We start from the raw sequence: 20,630 nt of genomic DNA, 5'->3' as shown, positions 1-20,630 counted from the left end.
GGTAGCCTGCAATACGGGGCCAGAGACCCACCTTAGTAGATCACTCTAATTGTGATAGCTCACTGAGGGTAACGGCATCCGCTAGACCATAAATTTGCTTCAAGTAGTCCGTATACTCAGAAGATTTTTTTCGAGAATAGTTGAGGTTCTTATACAGACCGATCAGGTGAGTAAAATAATCTCGGGCTGACGATTTATTGTCAAACTTATAACATCTAGTCACCAGGTCATTGACCAGGTTAAAGCTCTCTTTCTGACGGGCTAGGGGTGTGCTGGAATCAACGGCATCAAAGGCATCCTGTTGTAGATAGACCATGTCCACAAATAGGGATTTTTGATACGTCACATAGTCATCCAGGGTCACCCCATCCTCACCCGTGACTTGCATCATCTGATAAATACTATCCCCTTGTTTCAAGAGACTGTTCATGGCCTGGACCTGGTCAACCCAGTCAGAGGCAATCTCCTTTTTTAACCATGGTGTGAGTTGGGTCAGGTAGCGCGACCACGAAATTAACGGATCGATAGCTGGATAAAAACGCTTGTATGCCCGATCATAGCTCAGACCTAAGAAGGTTTTAACGGTGCTCATGGTGGATTGGGTGACCGGTTCTTCAAAGTTTCCTCCGGCCGGAGAAACAGTGCCTACCATGGTGAGACTGCCCACACTGCCATCATTGGTGCGAATCACTCCAGAGCGCTCGTATACTCCTTTAATTGAAGAGTCTAAATAAGCTGGAAACGCTTCCTCCCCAGGAATTTCCTCCATCCGCCCTGAGGTTTCTCGCATGGCCTGAGCCCAGCGAGAGGTGGAATCCGCCAGGAGGAGAACGTCATAGCCCATTTGACGATAGTACTCACCTAAGGTGATACCGGTATAGATGGACGCCTCGCGGGAGGCCACTGGCATGGAAGACGTATTGCAAATAATGATGGTACGCTCCATCAGTGAGGCCCCTGTCTTTGGATCTTTCAGTTCCGGAAATTCAGTAATGGTTTCTACCACTTCACCCGCTCGCTCACCACAAGCAACAACCAGAACAATATCAACGGCGGCATATCGAGACAGGGTGTGCTGCAATACGGTTTTGCCAGCCCCAAAAGGCCCTGGGATACAGGCAGTGCCCCCACGGGCAATCGGGAAAAAGGTATCAATAATCCGCTGGGTTGTCATCAGCGGCTCATCAGGGTAAAGCCGTTCTGAGAATCGCTGTGTCAGCAGCCGTTGTGGCACCGATCGCCGTACAGGCCATTGTTGAGTCATATCCAGGGTATGCTCTCGACCACTGGCCTCCCGGATGCGAGCGATCGGCGTGTTCACGGTGAAACTCCCCTGTTGGATCCAGATCAGCTCCACCTCACCCGGTTGATCGAAAGGGACCATAATTTTATGGCGAAATCGACCTTCCTGAACCGTACCGAGAGTATCTCCAGCCTTGAGTTGAGCACCCAAATGTACTGTCGGCACAAATGACCATTTCTTCCGTTCATCCAGGGCCTTGACATCGACACCCCGAGGTAGAAACGTACCGTAGGATACTGCCAACAGATCTAGCGGATTTTGTAGACCGTCATACACTTGACCGAGTAACCCCGGCCCCAAGCTGACAGAGAGTAACTGGCCCGTTTGCTCCACAGGATCGCCAATTCCCACCCCCCGCGTACTTTCAAAGACCTGGGCATCGGCTTCATATCCCCGTACCCGCAGCACTTCAGCCTTGAGTCTCTCAGTCCGACCGTCATTCTGCCGCTGGGGAGAAATGTAGACCACTTCATTCTTGGTCAAGGGACGCCCGTCCGTCGGGGCCATTTTAATGGTGACAATATCTTCTTGAACAGCAACAACCCTAGCTGGCTTGTACATTTCAGACATCGGACTCTCCTCATACAAACAGCTGATCAAATTCGCCCACCCCAGCGTCCACCAGGTTCTTGAACCGCTCTACGGCCAACGGGCCATCGTATCGAACCCATCGATCAATCAAGTCCCAACGCATTACATAAATTACCACTGCTTCAAAATCGAAGTAGTGCTCTGCTCCTAACTGACCTAATCGCTGCCAAACGTAGCTAAATAACACACGTTCTAACGCCACTGATTCATCGGCATGCAACAACTGTTGGGCTTCTAACAGCCAGGGGAAATTCCCCTGTAGTCGAAAGGCGGGTTCTGTCCAATGACGTTCAATGTGTTTAACCCAGCGCCCATACCCCCAGGGTTCTCCCACCGGTGCGGTTTTCTCGCCTCGCTGACGACGGCGTAGGGCGGCGACAATCGTGTGTAGCTCTAAGCGAAACGCGACGACTTCTCGCAGGAGCGGATTTTTGACCTGCTGAAAGAATTGCTCTGCTGCTGCTACAATTTCCGCATCTGTTCGCGATATGGGCACATGGTGCCAACGAATTAAGGACTGTATTTGCTGCAGGCGTACAGCATCTTCCTCACTCAGCATCTTCAGACGAGCTTCCAGTTTAAATCGCGACAACGGCGTCTGCTGGGCTTCAAAAAGTTCGCCAAGATAGGGCAGGCTTGCCATCAGGGTGACGTACTGGTTGGCCTTAAACATTGTTATACCTATTTGACAATGCCTTCTAGAAGTGCGCGGAAACGGGGTTGAAGATACTGAAGAAGTACATCGGCAATGGCGCGATCGCTAACATCTAGCACAACTTCCTGATCCACCAGTCGGATCCTCAGACCCCCATGATTATCGTTAGCCACACCAAAGGTGATGCCTTCTTGCAGTGCTTCTTGACTAATCAGACGGATAAAATGGGTTAATATCCCCTGTTCCAATTCCTCAGGGTTACGACTGAGTTCCTCAAACCCTGCCACATTACGAGGCAACAAGATCTCCACTGATTGCGCATCGTCAATCTCGTCTTGAGCTCGGCCTGCTATTTCTAGAATAAGTCGCTGTAAGAGTTCTGGTTTCTGAGCTTCGACACCGACTAAGCGACGCACCTCCCCGGCAAATCGCTGGCTCAACTCCATTTTGAGAGAGAGCATGGCATCACGGGCGGCAACTTCTAGCGCTTGATGACCCGCTTTTTCTAAACTGTCTGCCTCTTGTCTGGCCTTAGTCAGAACCTCACTCGCTTTTTCATGGGCTTGCTCAATAATTAACTCGGCTCGTAATTGGGCATCTTTTACAATCTGTTCCCCTTGAGCCCGACCACTGGCAACGCCTTCATCTCGCAGTCGTGCAACTAGGGCATCAACCCCATGGGCAGCGGGTATATCTGATCGGTGAGATTTATTGTTTCGCACGGTTATATTTTCCCCCTTTTTTACCTATGGCAGACCACCTGCCGCTACCAGAGCGAAGACAAAGGCAAACACGGCGAAACCTTCAATAATGGCGGCAGGTGCCAGGGAAAGCCCAAAGATTTCAGGTTTGGCTTTTGCCCCTGCGATCGCAGAGGCACAGGCTTGACCTTGATAGATCGCCGATAGCAGAAACGCCAGCCCGGATCCCACACCAATACTAAATAACCCGGCAGCATTATCCACGGTCACAAGACGGTTTAGGGAAAACAGAACCACAATGCCATAAATCGACATGGAAGAGGGCAAAGCTGATAAACCAACAAAGCGACCATATCCACCTTTAACCTCAAGCATTGCCCCAATGGCCGCTTGTCCAGCGATCTTACAGCCAAGGGCGCTGCCAATTGCCCCCAATGACACAGGAGCGTATATGCCTATCCACCCCAGGAGAATGATAAATTCATTCACGGATTACTCTCCTTTTTTGCAAATGCCTGAAAGGGATATCCTTCATCAGTGATACCCCAATTAAAAAACTCAATAAAATTCAACCGCAAACCATGGACAAACCCGCTAATGATCCCCAAGGCTAAATTAATGCCATGGCCCAGTAACAGAATCAAAATGCTGAGCAACAACCCTAATCCTGGCACTGACTGATACACCTGGTGGGCTAGCTGGTTGAAGGTTAAGGCCAATGAGGCACTGGCCAATCCTAGCGCGAATAATCGTAGATAGCTCATAATATCCCCAAACAGTTTGGAGATCTGGGATAACGAACCCAGGCCAGCCACCAACCGTAAGGGCAGATTTTTTTGGCGACTGCCGAGAAATCCGCCTAAGAAAATCACTAAGAAACCGCCCACTAGTAAGCCAATGCCTAGATGGTGCCCGACGGCTTCCCCCAACCCCAGTGACAAGGTTAATCCGCCAGCAATAACAACAATCCAACCCAGTGGTTTCGCCTTTCCGGCAAATCCACCGGCACCAAGGGCGGCGATGATGTTCGCGAACGTAATATGCAAACAGCCAATTGCGATCGCAAGCTGCATCATGGCATCGTAATTGTTGATATTTAGCACCTGAAAACGGGTGAGCCATGATCCAATGCGCGGAATCTGCTCAGGCCCGGCACCAAAGTAGCTACCGACCAAAACACCATAGATGATGGCCGCTATCAATCCCATTACCGATAGGATCCGGAAATGTCGGCCGCCTGCACTGCTCCCCATGGATGGCCAGTAACAAGCCACAATGACTGCCAGCACCAGGGCATAGCCAGCATCCGAGAGAATCATCGCAAAAAAGACGGCAAACGAGAAGAAAACCGCAATCGACGGGTCCCAGGTACGGTAGCCGGGGGTCTGGTAAAAGCTGACCAAATCTTGCCCACTACTCAGCTCCGGCGGATTATCCATCAGGGTGGGTGGGGCATCGTCAGGACGGGCCGGTTCAACCAGGAGTGCCAGTTCCTGTTGTTCAGCAAACGCTTCCAATTGTTCTAACTCTCGGGCGGGCATCCAACCCTGGACCATAAAGATGCCAACTTCCTTACGGGTTTGGGTACTCGCATACTGAATCGCTGCCCGATCGTCAGCCCGCGCCAGATTCTTAGAGAATAAATGTATCCAGCGACTTAGGGCCTCATGTTCAGCATCCAAGTCTTCTAACTGGATCTCAACCCGTTGTAACTCATGCTTTAAATCCGTTAGCGGCACTGCCCCGGTGTAGGTGCGAGCAACGGGCAGGGCGTTAGCGGGAGGCTCCTGTTTAGAAATGACTACAACATAGGTAAATCGATGATCCGCAGAGACCTGTTGCCAGGGCCATTCCAAATCCTGGAGAGATTTCATCTTCGCGTAGGGCACCCGATAAAACCAGAGTCGGTAACCACCCAGCTGGCCGAGATCGGGTAAGGTAAAATCACCCCAGGGCTCTAAATCTCGGATGCGATTCACCAAAAAATATCGCCTGTCCTCGGCCTCCCGACGGTTTTGTTTATTGGCCAAAGCCGCTGCTAACACGTGATCAAAGTCAAAATCCACATGCTTCAACACCTGATGTCGCCTACGCCGTACATCCATCAGATATAGCAGCGCTTCATGGGCATCTTCATCCCGCACAAATAGCTCTGCCTCTGATTCTTGAGCAGGGGGCTGGAGTGGGATCAAGTGGAGGCATCCCAAACGCTGTAGGCCCTCAAGTACCTTCTCTTGATCGTAACTTACCCCGCAAAGGGTGACTTTGTTTAAGGGAACAATACTCATGCAGCCACTCCCTTCTTCCGCTTGGCAATCTTTGAGTTCACCACAGCGGCCCGTGCGGCATCCGACAAATAAATCTGGATTTTTTTAATATTTGCCTGGGCTCTTGGGATCAGCACCTTATCAAACAGGTTGACTCGCTGGGTAATCTTGCGAGCAGCCTGATTTAGCAACACTTGCCGTTGCTCAGCCACCTGTAATTGCAGGCGTAATTCCACCGCTGTTGTGAGGGCGTCCACCACACGCTCGACCCAGTGAGGTCTGCCCAAGAAAGCATACTGGCGCACTTCTATATCAACCTTCTCCAACTTAGGCAGACGGGTTCCCACAACATTTTCTTCCACTATCTGCACCCCAACGACCTTAACAATATCGGTCAGATCTACCTCCTGAGTTGATAGCATCAACAGCTCGCTGGCAATCAGAGGATCTAACTCTCCCAGCTGCTGGCGAACATCCATGAGCCTGCGTCTAGCTCTGGCCTGCTCAGCCAGTAACTGACGGCGTTTCAGGTCGAGAGATGGCAAGACGTCTTTATAGGTTTTGAGTTGTCGTTGAAGTTTGGTAAGAGACGCCTTATTTAATGCCAACCTTGCCATGGTCGCCTCCTATTACTGCATCTCTTTTGGAAAGTACTTGTCAATCAGCGCCTGTTTCATCAACAATTCTTGAGGTTCAAAGCACTCGGCTAACGTTTTCCACCCCAGGTCAAGCGCCTGCTCAAGGGAAATAGAGACATTAATGTCCATGAAGCGCTGTTTGAATAGCTCACCAAATTTCAAGAGCTTATGATCAAAATCAGACAGTTCAAATGCCATCGCCTGCTTCTGTTCAGCATCTTTGGCATTGGAGTAAAAGCGAACCATCGTATTCATAATCTGACTATGGTCTTCGCGAGTCGCCTTACCAATAACATGCTGCTTAAGTCGTGACAACGAACCAAAAGGATCAATCACCCCATCATGGAGATAGAATTGCCCCTCGGTGATGTACCCCGTATTGTCTGGCACTGGATGGGTGACATCATCCCCAGGCATTGTGGTCACGCTAAGAATAGTCACTGATCCCCCCTGGGCATAATCACAGGCTTTCTCATAGCGACGAGCCAGCTGGGAGTATAGATCACCCATATAGCCCCGATTTGACGGTACCTGATCCATGGCAATACCGATCTCTTTAAGGGCATCGGCATAGGCGGTCATGTCTGTCAGCAATACCAACACCCGCTTCCCTTGTTCCACAGCAAAACGTTCCGCTACCGCCAGGGCCATGTCGGGAATCAGGGTACGTTCCACAATGGGATCAGATGCCAGGTTAACAAACATCACAGTGCGAGAGAAAACACCGGCATCTTCAAAGGTGGTGCGAAAAAAGTGGTAATCATCAAAAATGAGACCGAGTCCGCCAAAGACCACAATGTCTGCATCAGCCTGAATGCCAATGCGAGCTAGGAAAGGGTTAAACGGCTCGCCAGCGACAGAGAAAATGGGTATCTTCTGACTCTCGACCAGGCAATTAAACACATCAATCATCGGCACATCGGTGCGGATCATCTTAGATGCCAACACCCGCCGCATGGGATTAACGGACGGTCCACCAATGGGGACTTTAGAATCCTGTGATAGATCGGGTCTGCCATCAATGGACTCCCCGGTACCGCGAAATACCCGCCCTAGAATGTTGTCAGAATAGGTAACCTCCATGGGATGCCCTAAAAAGCGAACAGACGAATTTGTCGCCACACCTTTCGTGCCACCAAACACTTGAAGAGCAACCGTATCATGCTTAATGTTAATAACCTGAGCCAGAGATAGGCTATCCTCATCATCGCCTTCCACCACAGCTAAGTCGCCATAGCGCGGCCCAGTATCTTTCAGGTAAGCACTCTCAGGCACTTGCACCCGCATGATGTCGCCAACGATCTCAACTACTTTAGAATAACGAACGAGAGTTTGTGGCATAAGAAACACTCTGGGCTAAAAGATGGACACCCTAAGGACTAAATATCTTAACAAAAATGGTATTTTTTATTACTTGAAGCGAAACAGAAAACTTAAAAAACTTAGTAATATTCAAGTCTAGCTGGAGCAAAATCTTGAACAGAGCATCTAAGGAGATCTTGAAACCATAATTTCAGTTCATTAAGCCATACACCAGCCAAATAACAAGTAAGTACATCAGCTCTGGTCTACTTACTGAAAACAAAACAAATCGTTAGCAAAGATTCAAACTTGTCTGAGATTAATGAACAACGACCAACAAGATATCATTTTACTCACTCTGAACCATAGCAACACACCAAGTGTAAACACGGATCAGCAAAACGACTGCACTCAATCAAGCAAATAAACTAATCTCAATGAACCCATGCAATAACATTGCCTTATCTCCAACAGAATTTAAGGTTTTCTAAATAGATTCAATCACTTTTCTCTCATCTTTCTCATCAAAGCAGAATATTTTCTTTCATTACCCTCACCTTTCGAAAGAAGAGATATACAATAACAAGGCTGTATGTCTGTGGCTGGCGTCACAATCATCAATAACGGAGGTGATTTCAGAGATTTCAGGAATAAAGATGCATCTTTTAAATATCAGGGTATCTTAACTTCTCTATGCCGTATTTATAGATATCAGCGGTGTCAGAAAAATCAAGATAATCAGGTGCTGTTATACAGCTATACAGCCTTAATCAGTCACCAATCCCAGGTCTTCTAACACATTTGGGACTAGAGGTAGGATAGGCTCTTTTAAGGTCGCAACAACCAATCCCTAGGCACGTCGAAACCACAATAAACACCAAGCAGGTATCACAGGCAGCATCAGGTATAACAAATACTGTAAAAATGACACACTATCACCAGGTCTAACTAAAATGATTTCTTTCAATAGGGGTAACGCGAATGACAGCATAATCAGGCTAAATAGTCCGACTAAGAGTCTGCCTCGCTGAAATTTTATCCAGCGAAACCGGGTTACAAGACTGATGAGCAAGGTTTCTACCGCTAGAGCTATCTGGATATAAACCATGCCCATGACTAATCCCAATACCCAGTTCTCAATTGGCCTTACCTGATCTGGATTGAGTGTTCCGTACCACCAATCCTGCCACCAGGCTGCCACACCGATCACGATCAGCAACCCCAACAAACTAATTAGCCCAAGAATGATAGTTCGTAGTAGCTTGGCAAAAGACATGGCACAGCAGACAATTAAAGGATTGAGTTGTAGATGCTGCCAAGGCGGACCCATTGCCAACTATACACAGTTAGAAATGAGGCTCCGCCCACTTCTAGTATCGTCTTAACTTTTGTACGCTATGGGTTGCGCTTGAGTGTCCAGAAGGGTGGCGCATCGGGGGCTATTTTCTGGACCTGTATAATTTCAAATCCATGTTTCTGATAAAAGCGTACGGCTTGTTCCGTAAACGTCACCAAATAGCAGGCTACCCCTTCATGGCTTGCCTGTTGCAAAATCGGCTGTAGTAACCGACGGCCCACGCCTTGTCCCTGGCAGGCGGGATTCACTACCATCAAGCCCAAATACCAATGGGGGCAATCGCCCATATCTTGTTGATGGGCCTGCTCAACAGCCGATAACAACGTTAGACATCTTCCCAAGCGATTCCAGCGAAATTTTGTGGGTAAGGCATACAGCTGGAGCTCCCAGATCATTTTCAATAACTCAAGCGGATTACTAGAGAGTTCTCCCGGTGGTAGCCCGGCGGCAATTCCTTCTAAATCCTGGGTTGTATAAACATGATTGTACTGAGTAGAATACACAACCAGTTTGCGCATCAACCACGTCAAAGACTGCAGCCGAAATTCTCGATCGTCAGAGATTATATACATAAAGACTGGATCGTCTGCAAATGCCTTAGCGGCCACCATACCAGCATCTAAAACTTGTGATTGCTGTAGTTGGATAACATCAGATGATGGCTGCGGTTGTACAACACCAGACGTTTTCATGATTCAGGTTCCTTAGTTACGGTTCGAAATGAACGTTAGAATTTGTCGTTTTTCACTGGTTTAACTGTAATCAAACCAGTGTCCCTAAAGCGTCCCTAAAGCGTCGAACCCCTGCCAGTCATGGATTTAATGCGCTAACGTTAATTTTCAGCACACCGACGCCCAGACAAACAGGGGGGTAACGACCTGAGCAGATGCAGCCTGGTGGGGTCTACGCTCACGGTCTCCACATAGGCGGCAGTGAGGTAGGGATTATAGGTTTCATCCCCCATTAAAGAGACCTGACCATGGGCAATCAACAGCGTCACCATCAGATTAAACAGCCATTGTTCACTGGCGTTAAAGCGTTCTACAATGCCACTTCTGGGATACGCCAGGTCCAGGATCGCCCGCGTCAGGGCAGAGGTGTGGGATAGATTTTCAGCCAGGTAAAAATATTTTTCAGAGGTGGTAAGCCCCTGGAAAGCAGCTAGCTGCTCTTGCACAATGGGAGTGGCAATATCATAGGCTCCACCCACAATGACTACCGGAATCTGAATATTTCTCATGCCCTTGTCTCCAAACAGATTGCTTAAGGGAGACAGGGCAAACACCGAGCCAATGCGCTCATCGGCCAGGCTACCATCAAGCAGGTGTTGCAACACCTGGGGAGCAGATTGCAGCTCTAGTAATCGACATTGAATTAGCAGGGCAATATTGACATTGTCAGGCACAAAATCGGCGTCTAGATCACACTGTTGCTCCAGGAGGTCCACATCAACGGTTGCCCCAGCGGCTGCTAATACGGTGTACCCTCCAAACGAATACCCGACCAGACCTACACGTTCGAGCTGTAGCCGTCCCTGAAAATCAGTTTTGTTTTTCTCTTCTAGAGTGTCAAGGAGAAACCGAATATCCAAAGGGCGATTGATAAACTCCATGACATCAAAAGATTCACGGTTTAGTCCCAGGGCCAAATCATCCTGATAGACTGCGTTGCTGCCAATGTGCTCGGGCACAGCGACCACAAAGCCATTGGCGGCTAAGCTGCGAGCAGCGGCTACCGCATCTGGATTGGTGCGGGTCTCTCCGTAGCCATGGGACAACACCATCACTGGGATGGGTCCGAGAACGGCACTGAGGTCAGTGGGGAGATAGAGATCGGTAGGATAAGTGCGGTTGCGATCGCGATCTTCCAACATCAGCGATTGTTTCACCACATCAAACCGAGGCACATCTGCCAGCATGGGTAGCGCCTGATAGTCCAACATCGGCTCAGTGGCAGCAACAGCAACAGACTGTTGAATGGTCGCCTGCACTAAGCTGTCAGTAGTTTCAATATTGGTCTCAATAGCCTCAGATAGCGCCAAAATTTGTGGCAAATCCAGCCTGATACCATTCGTCGGGTAGAACCGGAGGATATTAATCAGCGATAGACCCGCCGGATCAGCCGCCGCCAACACCATCGCCGCTCGAATCGCCCGCTGACCATTGTGACGTCCCTCAGTTTTAATCAGCTGCCCAGCGTTCGCTAAAACAAGTTCTCCGATGGGAGAATACAGCCACTGAGACAGCACAAACGGATCGGCTATTTGTTCAGGAATACCGTCATTTAAAGCCACTAAGGGAGTACTCAAAGTCCGCTGAAACGCCTGACGATTTTCCGGTGAAACCCTATCCAAATAAGGGGCTAGTTCATCGTCTATGGTGCCTTCTGTGGCAAATGCTTCTAGGGATGAGATCGAAATCTGTCGCCCTAAAACACCGTAGTCAAAGTAAAGTTCATCCGCTGAGCGAACGGGTAAGGGGCTCATTATCCCAGAAAGGATACCTAAAGCCGTAGCTTGCACTAACCGTCGAATCACCTTGAGATAACCTGTTGTAAAACCCATGATAGTTGTCTCAGTTTATTGGATCAGTTTATTGGATAGTAGGGGCTTGCACCTGTCTTGGGATCACAGATGTCACCAAGCCGAATTTCAGATTTATTTCGCAACAGGCTGTTGCTCCTGATTAGTTACAGTCTGGTTACTAGCAAATACCCATCGCAGCATCGGAGGAGCCACAAAGGTGGTGGCAATCACCATCAACACAATGGCAACATTCAAGGAACCGGTTAATGTCCCTGTGGTGGCCCCCAGACCTGCAAATACTAAACCCACTTCTCCCCGTGGCACCATGCCAGTACCAATGGCCAGTCGATTCACATTCTCTTTAGAAGAGACAAAATATCCAGCGGCTAGTTTGCCCAAAATGGCAATCACAATTAGGAATGCTGCTATCACTAAACCAGTTCGACTCTCAGGATTCGCCAAGTTCAGGACACTCAAGTCAGTTTTGGCACCAATGGACACAAAGAATACCGTTGCAAATAGAGCAACTAAAGGCTCACAGGCCTTCTCTAAAGCTGCCGTTGCTTTTGTATTGCCAAGAATTATACCGGCTGCAAAACAGCCAAGGATTTCTTCCAAGCCAATCACATTCGCAATCGTGCCCATCAACGATAGAAAGATAATGGAACCGATCAGCACACTATACGGATTACTGAATCTGCTCAGAAAGTTGATGTAGCGGGGACCAAAAACCTTATTCAAGACAATGGCTGATATTACAAAAAGTGTAGCGCTGACAATTGTGCCAATGACGCTAGAAATCTCCACTGTTCCATGCTCAGCAATACCGATGGCCACGGCTAAAATAGCAATGCCAAGAATATCGTCTAAAACGGCAGCACCGAGAATAATTTGCCCTTCCTTGGTGTTCAATACTCCCATATCTTGCATGATTCGAGAGGTAATGCCGATACTTGTGGCCGTTAGTGCTGCCGCCGCAAAAATTGATGCGATCGCAGATAGATGAAAGATCGAAGTCAGACCCACAAACCCGGCTACAAACGGGAGAATCACCCCTGCCACAGCGACTGATGCCGCCTGGGGACCCACCTTGATTAACTCTTCGAGATCAGCTTCCAGACCAATCTTAAAGAGCAAAACCCCCACACCAAGCTCGGCATATTGATTCAGTAAAATCCTTATCGGACCCGCAAAGACTTCTTGAATTGTCGTCGTGTCACTACCAGAAATTAGCTGAACAGCGGCCACGGTCCAATCAGCAACTTCCCCCCCATTACCCAAAACAATACAATGAATACCTGAAACACCCAGAATAAAACCAGCAATCAGTTCACCTAGAACTGCAGGCAAACTCAAGCGAATAGCAAGTTCGCCAAAAAGCTGAGCAAACAGAAAAACGACAACGGTCACCAATGCAACTGCTGCGGCTAACGCTTTAGCATAGAGCTCGCTTTCAACTCCGACAGCTGAAGCCAGCAGCGGAGTAAACACAGAACTCGTGACAACAGAAAATGAAGAAAGAATCATAGTTCAAAAAAGAATCTTGGGGAATTTGAGAACCTGGACAACATTCACATCATTACCAATATTTCTAAACACTGAGTTCACCGGCACGATCTTCTCAAGGAGAGGAAATTCTAAGGCACAATGTCACCCATAGAATGTCTTACGCACCAGACTCTGTCGGGGTCCTGGGAGTCAACTGCAAGTAAAGCCCCGGCACAACCAACAGAGCAATCAACGTCGCCGACATTAATCCAAAAATGATCGCCATACACAACGGGAACCATTTCGCATCACTCAGCGCCAGCGGAATCAAACCAATCACAGTTGTGATCGACGTTGTCACAATGGGGCGTAATCGATCGCTAGCCCCCAGAGCAGCCGCATGGCGTACATCCCAGCCTTCTCTGCGGCGCTCATTCATGGTGTCCACCATGACAATTGCATTATTTACCACAATGCCTGTGAGAGAAATAATACCAATGGCCGTTGGGAACGAAAACGGTAGATTCAGCACAACATAGCCAAAGATTGTCCCAATCAAGGCAAAGGGAATGGTGAGGATAATAATCACTGGCTGGGTGTAGGAACCAAACTGGAGCACCAGCACCGCAAACACCAGAAAGATGGCCACCACTAACATCTGCCCTGCCGAACCAAAGGTTTCACTACTGGTATCGGCGTCACCACCAAACTTATAGGTGTAGCCCCGAGGCCAGCGGTCAGGATTCTTGGGATCGGTGGAATCGTACTGCATGGCCTCCAGATAGGGTACAAGTTCAGCCAAGATCTGACTGTCATAGTAGCCCTGGCCAGGAATCACTTTAGCCAACACCGTGACGCTGCGCTGGGTATCGCGATGGGTGATGGAAAGGGGAACAGCCCCCTGGACCGGTTCCAATAAAGCATTGGCGGGCAACGCCTCACCTTCAGGGGTGATAAACCGCATGGTGGCAAATTCATCTAGCCGAGCCGGTCCACCCACTTCGCCATTTTGAGAGGGCCATCGAGTACTCAAACGAATTTCCAGATCTTCTTCGCCACTGCCCACAGAAAAGTCACCCACCTCATTGTCAATCATCAGATAGCGCCCCTGGATCCCCAAATCTTCTTGACTAATGCCATAGAAATCTAAGGCCTCTCGTTTAGGCACAAACTTGTAATCTTCCCGTAAGTTACCAAGGTCATCCCGCACATCCATCGTGCCGGGAATCTCTCGCAAGGCCTGCTGCACCTGACCAGAAATCTCCCGCAGGGTTTGCAGATCTTTACCATAGAGTTCTACTTGGATAGGGTCTTCACCGCCCCCGGTACGCTCATATTGAACCGCTAAGATGGCTCCTGGATAATCCCGTAGGATGGTGTTGTTGATCTCTCGCCTGAGATCGCGAGCATACTCAAAGGAGTCACGGTCTCGCTGAGGCCGCTCGACGAACATTGTCGATAAACCAACAAAGTAGTCGGCATTGGTGGGTTTGATTTCACTAGACGCGACTAAATTACTGCGCTGACCCACCAGTTTCACCACACTTTCAAAGACTTTTTCTCCGTTAGGGTCACTATAGTTACGAACAAATTCACCCATGCGATCAGCCACCTCTTGGGAGCGGGTCAGCGTGGTAGCTGGGGGTAATTCCACATTAATGCTGAGCTTGCGGGCCTCCGCATCTGGAAATAGGGCAGATGGTAGCCCCGTGAACAACACCATAGCTAGCACAAACAAAGCAATTGTGCTAGCTGTCCATAGACGGGCCACCCGCCGATTGGGCACCGTGACCTTTAAGCTCCATTGGGTAAACTTTTTAGAGACTTCTTCAGTCAGGCGGTCCACAAAGGTTTTAGCATCGCCCTTACCCTGCACATTATCTAGCAAGAATTTAGAGAGGGGCACAACAACTAGTAAAGCAATTACATAGCTCAGCACCAAACAGGTAATGGCACTAATGGGAATCAGGCGCACAAACTTACCCATGGTACCTGCGATCGCCATCAACGGAGCCATGGCTAAAATGGTCGTCAGCTGGCCTGAAAACGCAGGAGCCGCATAGGTCTTCACGGTTTTAATCGCCGCTTGGGAAAAGGTTAGCCCCTCAATATATAGACCATTGTGCATGCCCTCCAGCATCAGGATAAACACATCCACCAGCAGCCCCAACGCCAGGATCATGCCAATCATCACCATGGTGTTGAGGGTATACCCCATCATCCACAGAAAGAAAATCGCCCCTGCAAACGTCAGGGGAATGGCTAATCCAGCAATCAGCGCCTCGCGCCAGGTGAGGGCCACAAAGAGAATGGCAAAGACACAGAGTGACGCCTGAAAAACGTTGCTACCGAGGTCGTTAAGTTCAGTTTGAATTTTGTCCGCATCGCTATTGAGAACGCGATAGTCCATGCCATGGGGCCATAGCTCAGGGTCTTCACGGGCAGATTCCATGGCCGCTAGGGCACCATTAACCACTTGGGTCGTATCACTACCGGCCACTTTTACCACATCCAGCACGATAGTGGGTGAAAATTCAGCCCCTTGCCAGCTCACATCGGCTCGATTGGTCTCTCGCTCTAGACCCTGATAAACGTCAGCCACCTCAGCTAAGCGCACCACACGATTATCATTCAGCCGAGCAACCGGCAGACTGCTCAAATCCTCCAACGTGCGAAAGCGACCATATAGCCTGACTTGAGCCCCAATTTTGTCATCCCGTACTAAGTCCCAGGAGGTGTCAATATTGCTCCCTTCAATGGCACTGCCCACCTGGGTGGCAGAAATCCCTAAAGTTGTTAAACGACTGGGTAGCATCTGCACATGGATAACATCTTCACGTCGCCCTGACAGATCGACCTCGCGCACATTTTTAACCGACTCCAGCCGTTCTTGTAAGTCTTCAGCAACCTGGCTGAGAATGGTAATATCCAGATTCTCTCCGGTTAAGGCTAGAGAGAGAACGGGTGCATCTTGCTGTGAAAGCTGTTCAAATTCTGGCTTTTCTCGCCCAGTAGCCTCTAACGGCAGTTCAGGCTCAGAATCATCCAGCTTACCGCGTAGTTGCTGAATCGACTCAGCCACAGGGGATTCGGCCTTAAAGGCAACATTAATAATCGAGAAGGAATTAAAGGTGGCACTGGTGAAATCATCCAACCCCTGGAGACTTTTAATCTCTTCTTCAATTTTATCGGTAACCTGATTTTCGATAGTTTCTGCATCGGTACCCGGCCAAACTGTGGTGATCAGCGCACGGGCAATCTTAATATCAGGGTCTCCCTCCTTTACCATGGAGAAATACCCCATCAAACCGCCCATCATCAACATAAAGCAGAGCAGAATGGCAAAAATCTGGCGGGTAAAAAAGAACGTCATCCAGGCAGGGACTGATGGCTGCTCACCTCTATGATCGGATGCAACACTGGTCACGCTATCTGATGGGATGTTCGACAACTCTTGAGGATTCACTGTATGTCCTCCTGATTAATAATTTCAACCGGGGTGCCATTCACCAAACGGTTTTGGCCGTCAGTCACCACCAGTTCGCCAGGCTCCACACCAGACAACACTTCTGTCCCAGCTAGACCCTCCACACCTACGGTGACCCGTCGTCTCTGCACAGTGCCGTCCTCGCTAACAACAAATGCAAAAAAGTCTTGTCCCCGAGCAAGCACAGACCCTAAGGGCAGAACGGTTGCATCTGAATTGGCCTCTGTTTCAATCCAAACGTAGGCCCGAGCACCCACTTTGAGATTACGCACCTGCTGGAAATCTCGAATAACAATCTTAGTACCGCGACTGCCTGGCGTCTGGGATGGGCTAATGGCAAAGACACGCCCTTCACTGCCCCGTTGTTTAGCAATTGTCAACAAGTCTTGCTGACTGACTCCACTGGCTTGGGCAGCACTCACATCTTCTTCTAAAACTACATAGGCTCGCTGACCAGAGCGCACAGCATTGGCATCATCAGCCTGAAGTTCTAGTTCCACTTCGTAAGTAGATGGATCGACAACAACAATGGGAGCCGTTTCAATTAACTCTTGAGCACCACTCACATTGAGGTATTGAGAGTTCCAATACTCTCCTTCTTGAATATTGATATAGGCAATCACACCATCAATGGGAGAAACTAGCTGAGTATCTTCGAGATCCACTGCAGTTTGATTACGGCGAGCCTGGGCGGATTGAATAGAGGACTCGGCCACACGCACATTATCTTCAGCAGATGCAATCGTTTGCTGAGCAATTTTGAAGGCAGCCTGGGCCTGATCCACACGATTTCGATACACATCCCGTGAGCTGGCCGATACTGCCCCTTGTGCAAATAACGATTGATAACGCTGGTATTCAGTTTGGGCCAACGCTAAGTCAGATTCAGCCTTAGCCAGCTCGGCTTGAGCTTGCAAGACCGAAGCTTGTGACTGATCGCGCTGGTTAATGGCTACCTGAATATCAGCCTCCGATGTCACCATACTGGACGTCTGTCGGCGGTCATCTATCGTGGCTAACAGCTGACCACGGGAAACAAAGTCCCCTTCCTTAAGGGCAATGCCATTATTTTTTGCCACATAGGTAATGTCGCCGTTGGCATAGAAGTTCAAGACCCTGAGCTGAACCGGCAGAGAAATACCTTCATCAAAGACCCAAGCTTGGGCAAGACCTTGTTGGGCACGGGTGACTCGCACCGGCAACCGAGCTGGGCTGGTTTCAACCGTTTCAATGGACGATGGTTGTTGCCACCCTTGATACACTTTCCAACCTGTAAAGCCAGCTAACACCAACATGGCCAAAGTAATCACTGGCCACAGGGGCTTTTTTAGTGTCCATGCAGAAGGTTTAGCAGGTGGAACGTTTTCATCCTGCGGCTGTTCTACGTCAGGCGGCTGAACTTCTTGAACGCGTTCCAGACTCTGAGAAGACGATGGAGATTGAGACTTAGGGTTTTCATCATTCATGGAACTGGTGTGATGTCAACGATAAGCTACAGATGATGGGGCGTCATCTGTTTGGCTAGTTCCACAATAGTTAGATGGGCGTCTCCAAAGCGTCTCAGGCCGTCTATAGAACGTCTAATCCTTGTTATTCAGGCATTTCAGAATAAGATAATATGCGTCTAGACTTTCATATAAAGCAAGCCCCCCGCACTGCCATCAAAAGACGGCGTACGGGGGGCTTTTGCGAGCTAGCTAAAGCTCATGGCGATGTCATTATCAAATGCCGATTACGAAGCAATTAAAGGTGCGCTAAGTGCAATAGGAACTTCTTCACCAGAGGCCAAGTCAAGCGGGAAGTTGTGAGCGTTACGCTCGTGCATCACTTCTATACCCAAGTTGGCGCGGGTCAAGACGTCTGCCCAAGAACTAATCACGTGTCCCTGAGAGTCAAGGATGGACTGGTTGAAGTTGAAACCGTTGAGGTTGAACGCCATCGTAGAGATACCCAGAGCGGTAAACCAAATACCGATCACAGGCCATGCACCCAAGAAGAAGTGCAAGGAACGACTGTTGTTGAAAGAAGCATACTGGAAGATCAAACGACCGAAGTAACCGTGGGCGGCAACGATATTGTAAGTCTCTTCCTCTTGACCAAACTTGTATCCATAGTTCTGGGACTCAGTCTCAGTGGTCTCACGAACCAAGGAGGACGTTACCAGAGAACCGTGCATTGCGGAGAACAAAGACCCCCCGAAGACACCCGCCACACCCAACATATGGAAGGGGTGCATCAAGATGTTGTGCTCTGCCTGGAACACCAACATGAAGTTGAACGTACCGGAGATACCCAAAGGCATTGCGTCAGAGAATGAACCTTGGCCAATTGCATAGATTAAAAAGATTGCAGTTGCGGCGGCGACAGGCGCAGAGTAAGCAACACAGATCCAAGGACGCATCCCTAGTCGGTAGGAGAGTTCCCACTCGCGACCCATGTAAGAATATACACCGATAAGAAAGTGGAAGATAATCAGTTGGTAAGGGCCGCCATTGTAAAGCCATTCATCAAGAGAGGCAGCTTCCCAAATAGGGTAAAAGTGGAGGCCAATCGCGTTGGAAGACGGAACAACACTCGCAGAGATCATGTTGTTGCCATACAACAATGAACCAGCAACCGGCTCGCGGATGCCGTCCATATCTACAGGGGGAGCCGCAATGAAGGCAAGGATGAAACAAGCAGTAGCAGTGAGCAGCGTCGGAATCATCAACACGCCGAACCAACCTACGTAGAGGCGATTTTCGGTGCTAGTAACCCACTGACAAAACCGTTCCCAAAGCGACACACTCTGGCGCTTTTGCAAAGTAGTAGTCATTATTAATCTTGGGTAATTAAGTAAAAAGACAGCCAAAACAACAAAATCCCAGGAAACTAAAAACTTCTAAAAGAAAGCTTTGCATTCCTTTGCAAGAAGTTGTTGTTTTTCGACTGACATAATTACTATAACCTATGCAACAGAATTCAACAATCCTCTTCGAAGTATTTTTGAATAAATTCTGTCGAAAGAGGAAAGTTCGCAAACACTCCCCCCCTTACAACAATCAATAAACACAAGTTGTCGACCATAAAAGACAAAACCACTAGCTTCGTGACAGAGCTAGCGACAGGTGACGCCAGAATTCGACCCAAAACACCTGAAATTTTAGAACAAAACAACAAAGAGACTAAATCCATCCTGGATTTAGTCCAGAAATGTCCCCAATGAGCGATCGCATTGGCTAAAATTTGTTCAACAATAAGTCCAGCAAAGCACTCGTACGCCCAGCCAAATACTTTTCAGCACTGCCAACACCTCGGTAATTGCAATGCTTACAAATTCACTAAAAGAGAACAGCGTCATGACGCCCACTGCCAGATCAAGCAACAAACCCAATGAGACTTTCATGGGCAAAAACACGGTTGTCATCGCGGTGACCAGTCCCAGTGTTACGGTTGTTTGTCCAACGACAGTAGTATGGCCGTCAAAAAAATATGAGCTGAGGATGAAAGAAATCGAATACTCTCAGCGCCAACTAACCATCAACGACTAGTTGCAAAAAGCCTACGGCCCAAATCATCTCCAGCACGGTAGTTTATTCAACCAATTCATAGCTCATTTTATCCACGCTCGATGATTGCGATTCCACAGGAATCTCTGAGGTACGTCGCGAGAATCCCCAGATAAACAATACCGCAATTAAACTGATCATCGCCCACTCAGGCGGCACCCATTCAGGATTGACCACCCGCAGCAGCAGACGCATTCCCACTAAGGCAACCGCCCAATAGCCTGCATCTTCCAGATAAACAAACTCCTGCAGCCACTGAATGAACAACCCAGCGAGAAAACGCAGCAAAACAACCCCAATCGTGCCGCCTAGCATAATCAACCAAAGTTCTTGAGAGATCGCGAGCGCAGTCGTCACACTATCTAAGGAAAAGGCCAGATCGGTTAACACCATCAGTGGAATAATTTGCCAATGGGAGCTCGCTTGCACCAACTGGCTGCTGTCTGGTGGTTTCGTTGTAAAATAGCGCCCAGCTAACCACAGCAGGTAAAGGGCCCCGGCCAGTTCAAATTGCCAGAACTGTAGCACCCAGGCAGTACCCACAACCAACAACATTCGGAAGACATAGGCCAGCCCCAATCCAATATTCAAGGCGCGTCGTTCAAGCTCTGGTTGCTGGAGTGTTTGGGCCAGTCCGGCTAGAGCGATCGCATTGTCGGCAGTGAGCACCGCTTCCATAGCAACTAGAACAATTAACTGAAGCAGCGTTTCGATGCCGATGTTAAAGGGAGAATTGAAAACTTGGTCGAGCATAAGTTCGAGTTATCTC

Annotated in this window: 16 protein-coding genes; all 16 read right to left on the bottom strand. The window is 48.9% G+C overall.

Annotated elements, in window-relative coordinates:
• Nucleotides 1-40: 40 nt before the first annotated feature.
• On the bottom strand, nucleotides 41-1,873 hold the full coding sequence (locus QGP82_RS34220) for a V-type ATP synthase subunit A (RefSeq protein WP_163703253.1): 1,833 nt from the start codon (nucleotides 1,871-1,873) through the stop codon (nucleotides 41-43).
• Between the two features lie 10 nt (nucleotides 1,874-1,883).
• Nucleotides 1,884-2,567, bottom strand: coding sequence for a DUF2764 family protein (locus QGP82_RS34215; protein ID WP_163670148.1), 684 nt, complete (start codon nucleotides 2,565-2,567; stop codon nucleotides 1,884-1,886).
• Nucleotides 2,568-2,575: 8 nt separating this feature from the next.
• Nucleotides 2,576-3,271: a hypothetical protein gene (locus QGP82_RS34210; RefSeq protein WP_163670146.1), complete on the bottom strand. Its 696-nt coding sequence runs from the start codon at nucleotides 3,269-3,271 to the stop codon at nucleotides 2,576-2,578.
• A gap of 24 nt (nucleotides 3,272-3,295) precedes the next feature.
• Nucleotides 3,296-3,739, bottom strand: a complete 444-nt coding sequence (locus QGP82_RS34205) for an ATP synthase subunit C (RefSeq protein ID WP_163670144.1) — start codon at nucleotides 3,737-3,739, stop codon at nucleotides 3,296-3,298.
• On the bottom strand, nucleotides 3,736-5,538 hold the full coding sequence (locus tag QGP82_RS34200; RefSeq protein ID WP_499062273.1) for a V-type ATP synthase subunit I: 1,803 nt from the start codon (nucleotides 5,536-5,538) through the stop codon (nucleotides 3,736-3,738). Before QGP82_RS34200 ends, QGP82_RS34205 begins: the two co-directional genes overlap by 4 nt.
• Nucleotides 5,535-6,134: a V-type ATP synthase subunit D gene (locus QGP82_RS34195; RefSeq protein ID WP_163670140.1), complete on the bottom strand. Its 600-nt coding sequence runs from the start codon at nucleotides 6,132-6,134 to the stop codon at nucleotides 5,535-5,537. The genes QGP82_RS34200 and QGP82_RS34195 overlap by 4 nt, the downstream gene beginning before the upstream one ends.
• A 12-nt stretch (nucleotides 6,135-6,146) precedes the next feature.
• On the bottom strand, nucleotides 6,147-7,496 hold the full coding sequence (locus QGP82_RS34190; RefSeq protein ID WP_163670138.1) for a V-type ATP synthase subunit B: 1,350 nt from the start codon (nucleotides 7,494-7,496) through the stop codon (nucleotides 6,147-6,149).
• An 811-nt stretch (nucleotides 7,497-8,307) separates the two neighbouring features.
• Nucleotides 8,308-8,787 (bottom strand): hypothetical protein, encoded by a 480-nt coding sequence (locus QGP82_RS34185; RefSeq protein WP_499062272.1) that lies wholly within the window; start codon nucleotides 8,785-8,787, stop codon nucleotides 8,308-8,310.
• Between the two features lie 65 nt (nucleotides 8,788-8,852).
• Nucleotides 8,853-9,506, bottom strand: a complete 654-nt coding sequence (locus QGP82_RS34180) for a GNAT family N-acetyltransferase (protein ID WP_499062271.1) — start codon at nucleotides 9,504-9,506, stop codon at nucleotides 8,853-8,855.
• 140 nt (nucleotides 9,507-9,646) lie between these two features.
• Nucleotides 9,647-11,377: an alpha/beta hydrolase gene (locus QGP82_RS34175; protein WP_163670132.1), complete on the bottom strand. Its 1,731-nt coding sequence runs from the start codon at nucleotides 11,375-11,377 to the stop codon at nucleotides 9,647-9,649.
• A gap of 93 nt (nucleotides 11,378-11,470) precedes the next feature.
• Nucleotides 11,471-12,865: a cation:proton antiporter gene (locus QGP82_RS34170; protein WP_499062270.1), complete on the bottom strand. Its 1,395-nt coding sequence runs from the start codon at nucleotides 12,863-12,865 to the stop codon at nucleotides 11,471-11,473.
• Between the two features lie 139 nt (nucleotides 12,866-13,004).
• On the bottom strand, nucleotides 13,005-16,199 hold the full coding sequence (locus QGP82_RS34165; protein WP_250565449.1) for an efflux RND transporter permease subunit: 3,195 nt from the start codon (nucleotides 16,197-16,199) through the stop codon (nucleotides 13,005-13,007).
• A gap of 89 nt (nucleotides 16,200-16,288) precedes the next feature.
• Nucleotides 16,289-17,779 carry an efflux RND transporter periplasmic adaptor subunit gene (locus QGP82_RS34160; RefSeq protein ID WP_163670126.1) on the bottom strand — a complete coding sequence of 497 codons (1,491 nt, stop codon included), beginning with the start codon at nucleotides 17,777-17,779 and terminating at the stop codon, nucleotides 16,289-16,291.
• 266 nt (nucleotides 17,780-18,045) lie between these two features.
• Nucleotides 18,046-19,128, bottom strand: coding sequence for a photosystem II q(b) protein (gene psbA / locus QGP82_RS34155; RefSeq protein ID WP_163703258.1), 1,083 nt, complete (start codon nucleotides 19,126-19,128; stop codon nucleotides 18,046-18,048).
• A gap of 414 nt (nucleotides 19,129-19,542) precedes the next feature.
• On the bottom strand, nucleotides 19,543-19,719 hold the full coding sequence (locus tag QGP82_RS34150; RefSeq protein WP_163659813.1) for a hypothetical protein: 177 nt from the start codon (nucleotides 19,717-19,719) through the stop codon (nucleotides 19,543-19,545).
• Nucleotides 19,720-19,885: 166 nt separating this feature from the next.
• Entirely contained in the window at nucleotides 19,886-20,614 is a 729-nt protein-coding gene (locus QGP82_RS34145; protein ID WP_163659811.1) for a TerC family protein, read from the bottom strand.
• Nucleotides 20,615-20,630 lie beyond the last annotated feature (16 nt).

Origin of the sequence: Leptothoe sp. LEGE 181152 (assembly GCF_032906605.1) — a bacterium.
Classification (GTDB): domain Bacteria; phylum Cyanobacteriota; class Cyanobacteriia; order Phormidesmidales; family Phormidesmidaceae; genus Leptothoe; species Leptothoe turfae.
This window is presented reverse-complemented; position numbering and strand designations above follow the sequence as displayed.

What these genes read in the sequence shown, in the direction of transcription:
- QGP82_RS34220 (WP_163703253.1), bottom strand. Translation starts at nt 1,873, where the DNA reads ATGTCTGAAATGTACAAGCCAGCTAGGGTTGTTGCTGTTCAAGAAGAT.
- QGP82_RS34215 (WP_163670148.1), bottom strand. Translation starts at nt 2,567, where the DNA reads ATGTTTAAGGCCAACCAGTACGTCACCCTGATGGCAAGCCTGCCCTAT.
- QGP82_RS34200 (WP_499062273.1), bottom strand. Translation starts at nt 5,538, where the DNA reads ATGAGTATTGTTCCCTTAAACAAAGTCACCCTTTGCGGGGTAAGTTAC.
- QGP82_RS34195 (WP_163670140.1), bottom strand. Translation starts at nt 6,134, where the DNA reads ATGGCAAGGTTGGCATTAAATAAGGCGTCTCTTACCAAACTTCAACGA.
- QGP82_RS34190 (WP_163670138.1), bottom strand. Translation starts at nt 7,496, where the DNA reads ATGCCACAAACTCTCGTTCGTTATTCTAAAGTAGTTGAGATCGTTGGC.
- QGP82_RS34185 (WP_499062272.1), bottom strand. Translation starts at nt 8,787, where the DNA reads ATGGGTCCGCCTTGGCAGCATCTACAACTCAATCCTTTAATTGTCTGC.
- QGP82_RS34180 (WP_499062271.1), bottom strand. Translation starts at nt 9,506, where the DNA reads ATGAAAACGTCTGGTGTTGTACAACCGCAGCCATCATCTGATGTTATC.
- QGP82_RS34175 (WP_163670132.1), bottom strand. Translation starts at nt 11,377, where the DNA reads ATGGGTTTTACAACAGGTTATCTCAAGGTGATTCGACGGTTAGTGCAA.
- QGP82_RS34170 (WP_499062270.1), bottom strand. Translation starts at nt 12,865, where the DNA reads ATGATTCTTTCTTCATTTTCTGTTGTCACGAGTTCTGTGTTTACTCCG.
- QGP82_RS34165 (WP_250565449.1), bottom strand. Translation starts at nt 16,199, where the DNA reads ATGACGTTCTTTTTTACCCGCCAGATTTTTGCCATTCTGCTCTGCTTT.
- QGP82_RS34160 (WP_163670126.1), bottom strand. Translation starts at nt 17,779, where the DNA reads ATGAATGATGAAAACCCTAAGTCTCAATCTCCATCGTCTTCTCAGAGT.
- psbA (WP_163703258.1), bottom strand. Translation starts at nt 19,128, where the DNA reads ATGACTACTACTTTGCAAAAGCGCCAGAGTGTGTCGCTTTGGGAACGG.
- QGP82_RS34150 (WP_163659813.1), bottom strand. Translation starts at nt 19,719, where the DNA reads ATGACAACCGTGTTTTTGCCCATGAAAGTCTCATTGGGTTTGTTGCTT.
- QGP82_RS34145 (WP_163659811.1), bottom strand. Translation starts at nt 20,614, where the DNA reads ATGCTCGACCAAGTTTTCAATTCTCCCTTTAACATCGGCATCGAAACG.